Source organism: Nioella sp. (genome assembly GCF_964229645.1).
Classification (GTDB): Bacteria; Pseudomonadota; Alphaproteobacteria; order Rhodobacterales; family Rhodobacteraceae; genus Nioella.
In genome coordinates this window covers 1-11,307 of the sequence record NZ_CAXREX010000134.1, presented here as the reverse complement: position 1 = coordinate 11,307, position 11,307 = coordinate 1, and the positions used below count along the sequence as shown (strand labels likewise).

Here is an 11,307-nt window from a genome sequence, read left to right as displayed (position 1 = left end):
GCCGAGATGGGCGGCAAAGCGGGTGTGAATGTCGAAAAGGGCGTCGAGGCCAAGGGCGCAGGCACCGCCCACAAGATCAGCTCCGGCACCGGCGGCGCGAAACGCTTCGGCGGCGCGCATTCGCCCGAGCCGATGGAGCAGGGTCAGCAGACCACGCCCTATCACATGCCGGTGACGGACTTCATCCTGAACGGGCTGACCGCGAAACTGGCGGAGACCTGCGACTACCACGCCCGCCGCGCCGCGATTGCCGACTGGAACGCCAGTCAGACGGTGCTGAAGCGCGGCATCGCGCTGACGCCGGTGAAATTCGGCATCTCCTTCACGCTCACCCATCTCAACCAGGCAGGCGCGCTGGTCCATGTCTACAATGACGGCTCCATCCATCTGAACCATGGCGGCACGGAAATGGGCCAGGGCCTGTTCCAGAAGGTCGCACAGGTCGCCGCCGACCGCTTCGGCGTGCCGCTGGACCGGGTCAAGATCACAGCGACCGACACGGGCAAAGTGCCCAACACGTCGGCCACCGCAGCCTCGTCGGGCTCGGACCTCAACGGGATGGCGGTGAAAGCGGCCTGCGACACGATCCGCAACCGGATGGCCGACTTCTTTGCCGAGCAGTATCAGACCACGCCCGCGCAGGTCCGGTTTGCCGATGGCATGGTCCACGTGGGGCAGGAAACCATTCCCTTTGAAGAGGCCGCCGCGCGCGCCTATGCAGGCCGGGTCAGTCTCTCGGCCACGGGCTTTTACAAGACCCCCGACATCGAGTGGGACCGCATCGCCGGGCGCGGGCGGCCGTTCTTCTACTTCGCGCAAGGTGCCGCCTGTTCCGAGGTGGTGATCGACACGCTGACGGGCGAGAACCGTATCCTGCGCACGGATATCCTGCATGATGCCGGGGCCAGCCTGAACCCGGCGCTCGATATCGGGCAGGTCGAAGGCGGCTTCGTGCAGGGCGCGGGATGGCTCACGACCGAGGAACTGGTCTGGGACGGCAAGGGGCGGCTCCGCACCCACGCGCCCTCCACCTACAAGATCCCCGCCTGTTCGGACCGCCCCCGCGTCTTCAACGTTACGCTCTGGGACGCGCCCAACCCGGCGGACACGATCTACCGGTCCAAGGCCGTGGGCGAGCCGCCCTTCATGCACGGGATCAGCGTCTGGTCCGCCTTGTCCGAGGCCGTGGCCGCCTGCGGGCCCAACTATCCCGACCTGCAGGCCCCCGCGACGGCCGAGGCCGTTCTGGCCGCCGTGAAGAGGGCCAGGGGATGAGCTTCGATCCGACCTCCGTGCGTGCGGCCCTGGCCCACGCCCCCAGGGTGGCCCGCATCGTGGTGGCCGCAACCGCCGGGTCCGTCCCGCGCGAAGCTGGAGCCTCCATGTTGGTCTGGGCAGACGGGCAATCGGGCACCATCGGTGGCGGCGCGCTGGAATTCCAGGCGGTTGCGCGCGCCCGCGCGGCGCTGGCCACGGGCGACCGCTTCGACACGGTGCCGCTCGGGCCGGGCCTGGGCCAGTGCTGTGGCGGCGCGGTGCAGCTTCTGACTGAAATCTGGGACGAGGCACGCCTGTCCGGCACGGGCGAGCACATTCTTGCCCGCCCGCTTCCCGGCCAGTCGCCCGACATGCCGCTCAGGCTGCGGGCCCGTCTCAAGGCCGCCCGCGCGGGCGAGGAACCGATCCGGGCGGGGCTGGTGCAGGGCTGGTTCGTGGAACCCATCCGCCCGGCGCGCCGGCCGCTCTGGGTCTGGGGGGCGGGTCACGTCGGTCGCGCCATCGTGTCCACGCTGGCCCCGCTGCCCGACCTCTCCATCACCTGGGTCGACAGCACGGCCGAGCGCTTCCCGTCCGACATCCCGGCAGGCGTCACCGCCCTGCCCGCGCCCGACATGGCCGCCGCCCTGCGACTGGCCCCGCCCCGGGCGCGGCATCTCATCGTGACCTATAGCCACGAGATCGACCTGGCGCTTTGCCACGCCGCGCTGGCACATGGCTTTGCCTTCTGCGGGCTCATCGGCTCAGACACCAAATGGACCCGCTTTCGCAAACGCTTGCAGCAGCTTGGCCACGGGGACGCCTCGATTTCGCGCATCACCTGCCCGATCGGGGACCCGGACCTTGGCAAACACCCGCAGGCCATTGCGGTCGGGGTGGCTGCCAGCCTATTGAAAGAGACCGAAAAACAAGATCACGACCAACTGGGGGACGACATCATGACCGGAGATTTCCGCAGGGCGGGAGGCGCAGAATGAGCGTTCAACCCCTCCTGTCCATCAAGGGCATCACCAAGGCCTATCCCGGCGTGGTCGCCAATGACGACGTGTCCTTCGACATTCCCCCCGGCGAGGTGCACGCGCTCCTTGGCGAAAACGGCGCCGGCAAGTCCACGCTGGTCAAGATGATCTACGGCCTCGTGCGGCCCGATGCCGGGTCCATGACGCTGAACGGCGCGGCCTTCACCCCGCCCGAACCGCGCGCGGCCCGCGCGGCGGGGGTCGCGATGGTGTTCCAGCACTTCTCGCTCTTCGAGGCGCTCAACGTGGCCGAAAACATCGCGCTCGGGATGGAAAATCCCCCCAAGCCGCGTGACCTCGCGCGCCGCATCCGTGACGTGAGCGAGGCCTATGGCCTGCCGCTCGATCCCTACCGGCTGGTGGGCGACCTCTCGGCCGGGGAACGCCAGCGGGTCGAGATCATCCGCTGTCTCTTGCAGGATCCCAAGCTGTTGATCATGGACGAACCGACCTCGGTTCTGACCCCGCAGGAGGTCGAGATCCTTTTCCACACGCTCAAGAAGCTGCGCGACGAGGGCACGTCGATCCTCTACATCTCGCACAAGCTGGAAGAGATCCGCACGCTCTGTGACGGGGCCACGATCCTGCGTCTTGGCAAGGTCGTGGGCAGCTGCGATCCGCGCGGCACCTCGGCGGCTGAAATGGCCGAGATGATGGTCGGCAAGTCGCTGGCCACCCCGGCGCGCGACAATGCGGATCATGGCGAGATCGTTCTGAAGGTCTCCGGCCTGTCGGTGGAACCCGCCTCCCCTTTCGGCACGCCCCTGCGCCATATCGGCATCGAACTGCACGCGGGCGAGGTTCTGGGGATCGGCGGCGTTGCCGGCAACGGGCCGGACGAGCTTCTGGCGGCCCTCTCTGGGGAAGTGACCACCGCCGCGGGCACCGTGACGCTTCACCGCGAACCGATCGGCGACAAGGGCCCCAACGAGCGCCGCGCGCTCGGCCTTCTGTGCGGCCCCGAGGAACGGCTCGGCCACGCCGCGGCCCCGGACATGAGCCTGGTCGAAAACGCGCTTCTCACCGCGCGCCTGCGCAAGGGGCTGGACCGTCGCGGCTTCATCGACTGGTCCGCGTCGCGCAGCTACGCCGAAGAGGTGATCGAAACCTTCGACGTGCGCACGCCCGGGCCTGACAACGCCGCGCGGGCCTTGTCGGGCGGGAACTTGCAGAAATTTGTGATCGGGCGGGAAATCCTGCAAGATCCCAAGGTTCTGGTGGTGAACCAGCCCACCTGGGGCGTCGATGCCGCTGCGGCGGCGGCGATCCGGCAGGCGATCCTCGACCTTGCCCAGAAGGGCGCGGGCGTCATCGTCATCAGCCAGGATCTCGACGAACTGCTGGAAGTGTCGGACAATTTCGCAGCCCTCAACGAAGGCCGCCTGTCCAATGTCCGCTCGACCAAGGGCCTGACGATGGAAACCATCGGCCTGATGCTGGGCGGGGCCCATGACATGCATGAAGCGAGCGAGGAGACGATCCATGCTGATGCTTGAGAAACGTCCCACGCCCTCGCGCGCATGGACCCTGTCGACCCCGGTTCTGGCCGTGGTGCTGACGATGATCGCGGGTGGGCTGATGTTCGCGGCCCTTGGCAAGAACCCGTTCGAGGCGATCCGCATCATCTTCTGGGATCCACTCTTCAACGCCCAATTCGCAAGCTATTCGCGCCCGCAATTGCTGGTGAAGGCCGGGCCACTCATCCTGATCGCCATCGGTCTCAGCCTCGGCTTCCGTGCCGGGATCTGGAATATCGGTGCCGAGGGTCAGTATATCATGGGCGCCATCGCAGGGGCCTCCTTCGGGCTGGCCTTCTACCCGACCGAAAACCCGCTGGTCTTCCCGGGCATGATCGTCGCGGGGGCGCTTGGCGGATGGGCGTGGTCGATGATCCCGGCCATTCTCAAGACCCGCTTCCGCACCAATGAAATCCTGGTCTCGCTGCTACTGGTCTACGTGGCCGAGAAGATCCTGGCCTCGGCCGCGCTCGGCTTCCTGCGCAACCCCGAAGGTTCGGGCTTTCCCGGCTCTCGTCAACTCAACCGCATCGAGGCGATGAACAACCCCGAGCTCATTTCGGGCACCGGCATGCACATGGGGGTTCTGACCGCCTTCATCGCCGTCATCGCCGCGTATATCCTGATGAACCGTCACCTCCTGGGGTACCAGATCAAGCTGGCAGGCCAGGCCCCGCGCGCGGCGCGCTTCGCGGGCGTGAACCCCAACCGGCTGATCGTGATGTGCATGGGCATTTCGGGCGCTCTGGCCGGGCTTGCGGGGCTATTCGAGGTCTCGGGGCCGGCCGGGCAGATCAGCATCGACTTCAACGTGGGCTACGGCTTTACCGCGATCATCGTGGCCTTCCTTGGACGATTGCACCCCGTGGGCATCCTGCTGGCGGGGCTGTTGATGGCCCTGACCTATATCGGCGGCGAACTGGCGCAGCTGATGCTCCAGGTGCCTGCCCCCGCGATCCAGGCCTTCCAGGGGATGCTGCTGTTCTTCCTGCTGGCGCTCGACGTGCTGTCAAACTTCCGCATTCGTATCAAGAAGAAGAAAGAGGGGGTCGCCTGATGGGTATCGATCCAGTCACCCTGATCGTTGCACTGATCACCGTCTCGACCCCCGTTCTCCTGGCCGCCATCGGCGAGCTCGTGGTGGAAAAGGCAGGCGTGCTGAATCTCGGCGTCGAGGGCATGATGATCACCGGCGCGGTGATGGGCTTCGTCGTGGCGGTCGATACCGGCTCGCCGACGCTCGGCTTCCTGGCCGGGATGCTGTCGGCCATGGGCCTGTCGCTGATCTTCGGCTTCCTGACCCAGGTGCTGCTGTCCAACCAGGTGGCCACCGGGCTTGCGCTGACGCTTTTCGGGCTCGGTCTGTCGGCGCTGCTTGGCGTGGGCTATCCCGGCTCCACCCCGCCCGCCGTGGCCGATCCCTTCCCCGCGGCCATGGCCGAGATCCCGGTCCTTGGGCCGATCCTCTTCGGCCACAGCCTTGTGACCTATCTCTCGGTCATCATGGTGGCGGTGGTCTGGTATGTGCTGGGCTATACGCGCGTGGGGCTGATCCTGCGGGCCGTGGGTGAAAACCACGATGCCGCGCACGCGCTCGGCTACAAGGTCATCCGCATCCGCATCATGGCCATCCTCTTCGGCGGCGCGATGGCCGGGCTCGGCGGGGCCTTCCTGTCGATCGTCCGGGTGCAGAACTGGATCGAGGGCATGACGGCGGGCGCGGGCTGGATCGCGCTGGCGCTGGTGGTCTTTGCCAGCTGGAAACCCTGGCGGGCGCTTCTGGGCGCCTATCTCTTCGGCGGGATCACCGCGCTGCAACTGCGGCTTCAGGCGGCGGGCGTTGACGTTCCGGTCGAGATCCTCGCAATGTCGCCCTACCTGGTCACGATCATCGTGCTGGTCATCATGTCGTCGGACAGGAACCGAGCGGCGTTGAATGCCCCCGCAGCTCTTGGCAAGGTGTTCCATGCAACCGGCTAGGAGAGGTCATGAAACGCCACGAGATCCTGAGCGCCCTGGATGGCACGCATCCGCGGCTTGGGCGTTCCGTCGCCTTCACGATCTACGGGCTGATCATCCTCTCTGCCGTCGCCATTTCGCTGGAGACGGTGCAAACCCTGCCCGCCGAGCTGCGGCGCGCCCTGCGCTGGATCGAATACCTGGTGCTGGCCATCTTCACGGTGGAATACGCCCTGCGGCTGATCTGCTCGCCACGGCCCCTGCACTATGCCTTCAGTTTCTGGGGACTGGTCGACGTCCTGTCGATCGTCCCGGCGCTTCTGTTCCTGCTGCCCGACGCGCAGTCGATCCGTTCGCTGCGCCTTCTGCGCCTGATCCGGCTGATCAAGCTGTTCCACGCCAACCGGGCGATGGACCGGCTGTCGCGCGCCTTCGAGAAGAATCGGGCGGAACTTGTGATCTTCACCTTCATCGCCCTGGTGGTGCTCTACCTTTCGGCGGTCGGGATTTACCTGTTCGAGCACGAGGCACAACCTCAGACCTTCGGCTCGATCCCCGCTGCGCTATGGTGGGCACTGGCGACATTGACCACGGTGGGGTATGGCGATGTCTATCCGGTGACGCTGGCGGGCCGGGCCTTTACCGGTCTGGTGCTGCTGGTAGGTCTGGGGGTCATCGCCGTTCCGGCAGGGCTGATCACGGCGGCCCTTCTGGAAGAGGACGAGGAACCGCTGACCGACCTCGAATACGAAACTGACATGAACGAACAACCAACAAGGAGACACGGAGAATGAAAACTCTCACCACCCTTCTGACCGCAGGCGCTATGACGCTCGGCCTGGCCGGCGGCGCTCTTGCACAGGACGATCCGATCCAGGTCGGCTTCGTCTACGTCGGCTCGATCGGCGACCTCGGCTGGACCTATGAACATGACCAGGGCCGTCTCGCCGTGGAAGAAGCCTTCGGCGATGCTGTCGAAACCACCTATGTCGAAAACGTGCCCGAAGGGGCCGACGCGGAACGCGTGCTGACCCAGATGGCGCTGTCCGGCGCCGACCTGATCTTCACCACCTCCTTCGGCTACATGGACCCCACCAATGCCGTGGCCGAGCGTTTCCCGAACGTCATGTTCGAGCACGCCACCGGTTACCGCCGCGACCATCCGAACGTGTCCACCTACTCGGCACGCTTCTATGAAGGCCGCGCCGTGATGGGCCACATCGCCGGTCACATGACCGAGTCCAACATCGTGGGCTACATCGCGTCCTACCCGATCCCGGAAGTGATCCGCGGCATCAACTCGGCCTTCATCCACGCCCGCCAGGTCAACCCCGACGTGGAATTCCGCGTGGTCTGGGCCTTCACCTGGTTCGACCCGGCCGTTGAAGCAGAAGCCGCACAGGCGCTGATCGACCAGGGGGCCGACGTGATCATGCAGCACACCGACTCCACCGCACCGATGACGGTGATGGCCGAGGCCGGTGTCCTGGGCTTCGGCCAGGCTTCCGACATGTTCCAGTTCGCCCCCGCCCCGCGGATTTCGTCCATCATCGACAACTGGGCACCCTACTACATCGCCCGCACCCAGGCCGTGATCGACGGTACCTGGGAAAGCGTCGACACCTGGGACGGCATCGCACCGGGCATGGTGGGCATCGGCGAGATGACCGACGCCATCCCCGCCGAAGTCCGCGCATCGGCACAGGCCCTTCAGGCCTCGATCGCCTCGGGTGAATACCACCCCTTCACCGGCCCGCTGAACCGCCAGGACGGGTCTGCCTGGCTGGCCGAAGGCGAGACTTCCGATGACGGCACCCTTCTGGGGATGAACTTCTACGTCGAAGGCCTCACCGGCGAGATCCCGAACTGATCCTCGCGACCAAGACAAAGGGAAAGGCCCGCCGATGGCGGGCCTTTTTCTTTCGCCCTTGCCCGGCCCTGCGGTCCGTGCCACGCATGGCACCATGACCTACGATTTCCTCATCATCGGCGGCGGCATCGCCGGCACATCGGCGGGCGCACGGCTCTCACATCTGGGCTCGGTCCTGCTGCTGGAGGCGGAAACCAGCCTCGCCTATCATGCCTCCGGCCGCTCGGCGGCCCTGTTCGAAGCACAATACGGCCTGCCCGCCACCGTCGCGCTCAACCTTGCCTCGCGCGACTATCACATGACCGAAAACGGTGGCGTGCTCAGCCCGCGCGGGCTGATGTTCCTGGCCGGTCCGGGCGAGGAAAAGACGCTGGCCCAGGACGTCGAGGACATGGGGCTGCACCCCATCAGCATCGACGAGGCACTGGCGCTGGTGCCCGCGCTCAACCGCGATCACCTGCGCGGGGCCGCCCATCATGACGAGGCCTGGGATCTCGATACCGACCTACTGATCGGCAATTTCGTAAAGGAAATGCGCGGCAACGGCGGCGCGGTTAAAACCGGCCAGCGCGTTGATGCGATTTCCCGCGAGGGCGCGCTCTGGCGCGTCAGCGCCGGGGCCGAGACCTACAACGCGCGCCAGATCGTGAACGCCGCCGGGGCCTGGGTGGACGGGGTCGCCCGCATGGCGGGCGTTCAACCGCTCGGCTTCACGCCGCTGCGCCGCTCGATGGCCCGCATGCCGGCGCCGGGCGGCCATGACCCGTCGGGCTGGCCGATGCTGATCGGCGCGGGCGAAACCTGGTATGCCAAGCCCGATGCGGGCAAGTGGATCGTCTCGCCCGCCGAACAGGACCCGGTCGAGGAGCCCCACGATGCCTGGGCCGATGACATGGTGCTGGCCGAGGGCATTGCCCGCTACCAGCCCTTCGTGACCGAGGAAGTGACCCGCGTGGACACCACCTGGGCGGGCCTGCGGACCTTCGCCCCCGACCGCACGCTGGTCCTGGGCCGTGACATCCGCGAGCCCGATTTCATCTGGTGTGCGGGCCAGGGAGGCTACGGGTTCCAGACCGCGCCCGCCGCCAGCCGTCTTCTGGCCGACGTGGTCGCGGGCCACACGCCCGAGCTCGACCCCGCAACCGTCGCGGCGCTCAGCCCCGCCCGGTTCGGATGAGTCGCAAGCTCACCCTTCCCGACGCGCCCACGCCCGGGGCGGACAGGCGCATGCAGGCCCCATCGGCGGGGCGCAATGCCGGGCCGATCCTCGACGTGCTGCGCGCCCATGCGCCTGCGCGCGGTCGGGCGCTGGAACTGGCGGCGGGAACCGGCGAACACGCGGTCGACTTCTCTCGCGCCTTTCCCGGCCTTGCCTGGCAACCCACCGACCTCGACCCCGAGCGGCTGGCCTCGATCGAGGCCTGGCGACAGGCGGAGGGCCCGGACAACCTCTTGCCGCCCCGTGCGCTCGATGCCGCGCGCGCAGGATGGGCCGCCGCCGAGGGACCGGCCGACATGATCCTGCTGGTGAACCTCCTGCACCTCATCTCCGACACCGAGGCCGAGACGGTCCTGACCGGGATCGTGCAGGCCCTGGGACCGGGCGGCACCGGGTTTCTCTACGGCCCCTTCCTGCGCGACGGTGAGGCCACCAGCCCCGGCGATGCCGCCTTCCATGCCAGCCTGCGCGCCCAGGACCCGGCGATCGGCTACAAGGACCTGGCCTGGGTGATCACCTGCCTGCGCCCGCTGTCCACCACGATCGTCGAGATGCCCGCGAATAACCTGATGGTAATTGTCAAAGCCAATTGATCCCGGTCAAGGCACGCGCCGCGCGGCTCTGCTCTGACGGTCTGGAAACCAGATCGAGAGGACGGACATGAGCTGGATGGACAAGCGCGAAGACATGCGCGGGCAACTTCGCAAGCTGAACAAGGCAATCCCCACGGTGACCAAGGCCTTCGCCGGGGTCAGCGCCGCGGTCAAGACCGATGGCGCGCTCGATGTGAAAACCAAGGAACTGATCGCCGTGGCCATTGCCGTGGCCGATGGCTGCGAGCCCTGCATGAACTTCCACGTGGAAGTGCTGATCAGCGTCGGCGGCAGCCGCGAGGAACTGGCCGAGGCGCTCGGCATGGCGGTGCAGATGGGCGGCGGCCCGGCGCTGATGTACGCGGCCAAGGCGCTCGATTCCTATGACGAGCTCAGCGCGGCGCTGGCGCCGAAAGCCGCCGAATGATCCTTCGATAGGATTTCCCCTTTCACGCCGCCTGCGGACGTGCTGACCTTGAAGCCGGTTACCGGTTTCAGGGAGGAATTTTCCATGTCGATTCTCAGGCTTCTCCAACAGGCGCAAGGCGGCCAGGGGCTGGGGCAGCTGGCCTCGCAACTGGGGCTGGATGCCGACCAGGCCGAAAGCCTGACCTCGCTCCTTGCTCCTGCCATCGGCTCGGCGGCGCGTCAGCGCGCCGAGGCCGGCGGGCTTGACGATGTGCTGGGCTCGCTAAGGGGCGAAGGGCAGGCCGGGCTGTTCGATGACGCGGGTGCCGCGGCCAGCGCGGCGGGCCAGGCGCAGGGGCGCGACTTCCTGTCGGCGCTTCTGGGCGGGCAGAGCGAAGCGGAGGGGCTCGCCGACGAAGCGGCGGCGCGCTCCGGCATCGACCGGGACGTCGTGGGCCAGTTCCTGCCAGCCCTCGCCGCCATGGCGCAGGGCGGACTGCAGCGGCAGATGCCCGACGACCAGATCGACGCGGCGCAAGAGGAGGCCCGGGGCGGCGGACTGGCAGGGATGATCGGCGGGCTTCTGGGCGGCGGCGGTCAGCGCGGCGGCGGCGGGCTTGGCATGCTGAACGATCTGCTCGATGCCGACGGGGATGGCTCGGCCATGGATGACGTCCTGGGCCGGTTCCTGCGCCGCTGAGGGTGTTCGCTGCGCGCTGTCGCGCGCATCGACCCGCGCGATCCGACGCGGATCGCGGAGCATTTTCCGCGGCGGAAAATGGGCGGGGGCGCTGCCCCCGTCGCCTGTCGGCGACTCCCCCGGGATATTTTCTGGAACAATGAAGGATCAGGCCACGGCCAGGACAAGGCAGGACCCTGCGCAGAGCAGGGCCAGCGGCACGCCGTGCAGGCGCTCTGCCCCGCGCGCGCCGAAAAGATTGGCCAGGACGCTCAATCCGAAGAGACCTGACAGCGCCCACAGGATCGGGCCGAGCCAGCCCCCGGGCAAGACCGGCGACAGAAGCCCCCCGGCCTGGGCCACCGCAACGAGCGCCAGGGCAGAGACCAGCGCGGAGACCGCGCTCGCCACCCGCAGGCGAGCAGGCAGGATTTGTTCTGCTCCGCCCCAGGCCAGGTGCCCGATGGGCAGCCCAAGGGCCAGCATCACCTGGAACAGCGTCAGCCACCCAAAGGCCACGCAGCCTACGATCCCGGCCAGTTCAACCATTCTGCACCCCTTGTCGAACACCCACCCCCATCCAGCGGGCTCAATTGCCATAATCAACCAAAATGCCGCAGCCAAGGCGCGACGGACCCCGCAAATCAATGCGTGTCACCCGCACAACCTAATCGAAAAGGGACATCCAGATGAACCGCATTCTCGCCACGCTCACCCTGATCGCCCTGCCCGGCCTTGCCGCGGCAGAGGGCCTGCCCGGCGCAC

At 67.2% G+C, this 11,307-nt stretch carries 12 protein-coding genes; 11 read left to right on the top strand and 1 reads right to left on the bottom strand.

Annotation, left to right across the window (positions count from 1 at the left end):
• The 11 genes from ACEQXV_RS08915 to ACEQXV_RS08865 form a co-directional block, all read left to right on the top strand.
• Nucleotides 1-1,275, top strand: a 1,275-nt coding sequence (locus tag ACEQXV_RS08915) for a molybdopterin cofactor-binding domain-containing protein (RefSeq protein ID WP_370268833.1), incomplete at its 5' end; no start/stop codon positions are given.
• A complete protein-coding gene (gene xdhC / locus ACEQXV_RS08910) occupies nucleotides 1,272-2,255 on the top strand; it encodes a xanthine dehydrogenase accessory protein XdhC (RefSeq protein WP_370268832.1) in 984 nt (327 codons plus the stop codon). The genes ACEQXV_RS08915 and xdhC, both read left to right, overlap by 4 nt.
• Nucleotides 2,252-3,793 carry an ABC transporter ATP-binding protein gene (locus ACEQXV_RS08905; RefSeq protein ID WP_370268830.1) on the top strand — a complete coding sequence of 514 codons (1,542 nt, stop codon included), beginning with the start codon at nucleotides 2,252-2,254 and terminating at the stop codon, nucleotides 3,791-3,793. The genes xdhC and ACEQXV_RS08905 overlap by 4 nt, the downstream gene beginning before the upstream one ends.
• Nucleotides 3,780-4,871: an ABC transporter permease gene (locus ACEQXV_RS08900; RefSeq protein WP_370252833.1), complete on the top strand. Its 1,092-nt coding sequence runs from the start codon at nucleotides 3,780-3,782 to the stop codon at nucleotides 4,869-4,871. Before ACEQXV_RS08905 ends, ACEQXV_RS08900 begins: the two co-directional genes overlap by 14 nt.
• Nucleotides 4,871-5,794 carry an ABC transporter permease gene (locus tag ACEQXV_RS08895; protein ID WP_370252832.1) on the top strand — a complete coding sequence of 308 codons (924 nt, stop codon included), beginning with the start codon at nucleotides 4,871-4,873 and terminating at the stop codon, nucleotides 5,792-5,794. Before ACEQXV_RS08900 ends, ACEQXV_RS08895 begins: the two co-directional genes overlap by 1 nt.
• Before the next feature lie 8 nt (nucleotides 5,795-5,802).
• The gene (locus ACEQXV_RS08890) at nucleotides 5,803-6,567 is read left to right on the top strand and encodes an ion transporter (protein WP_370268828.1); all 765 of its coding nucleotides are present in this window, start codon (nucleotides 5,803-5,805) and stop codon (nucleotides 6,565-6,567) included.
• A complete protein-coding gene (locus ACEQXV_RS08885; RefSeq protein ID WP_370252828.1) occupies nucleotides 6,564-7,643 on the top strand; it encodes a BMP family ABC transporter substrate-binding protein in 1,080 nt (359 codons plus the stop codon). Before ACEQXV_RS08890 ends, ACEQXV_RS08885 begins: the two co-directional genes overlap by 4 nt.
• A gap of 94 nt (nucleotides 7,644-7,737) precedes the next feature.
• Nucleotides 7,738-8,820, top strand: a complete 1,083-nt coding sequence (locus tag ACEQXV_RS08880) for an NAD(P)/FAD-dependent oxidoreductase (RefSeq protein WP_370268835.1) — start codon at nucleotides 7,738-7,740, stop codon at nucleotides 8,818-8,820.
• A 50-nt stretch (nucleotides 8,821-8,870) separates the two neighbouring features.
• A complete protein-coding gene (locus tag ACEQXV_RS08875) occupies nucleotides 8,871-9,455 on the top strand; it encodes a DUF938 domain-containing protein (RefSeq protein ID WP_370268826.1) in 585 nt (194 codons plus the stop codon).
• A 67-nt stretch (nucleotides 9,456-9,522) separates the two neighbouring features.
• Nucleotides 9,523-9,882 (top strand): carboxymuconolactone decarboxylase family protein, encoded by a 360-nt coding sequence (locus ACEQXV_RS08870; protein WP_370252824.1) that lies wholly within the window; start codon nucleotides 9,523-9,525, stop codon nucleotides 9,880-9,882.
• Nucleotides 9,883-9,966: 84 nt separating this feature from the next.
• The gene (locus tag ACEQXV_RS08865) at nucleotides 9,967-10,563 is read left to right on the top strand and encodes a DUF937 domain-containing protein (protein WP_370252822.1); all 597 of its coding nucleotides are present in this window, start codon (nucleotides 9,967-9,969) and stop codon (nucleotides 10,561-10,563) included.
• A gap of 147 nt (nucleotides 10,564-10,710) precedes the next feature.
• On the opposite strand, the gene ACEQXV_RS08860 is transcribed toward ACEQXV_RS08865, so the two are convergent.
• Nucleotides 10,711-11,091, bottom strand: coding sequence for a hypothetical protein (locus ACEQXV_RS08860; RefSeq protein ID WP_370252820.1), 381 nt, complete (start codon nucleotides 11,089-11,091; stop codon nucleotides 10,711-10,713).
• Nucleotides 11,092-11,307 lie beyond the last annotated feature (216 nt).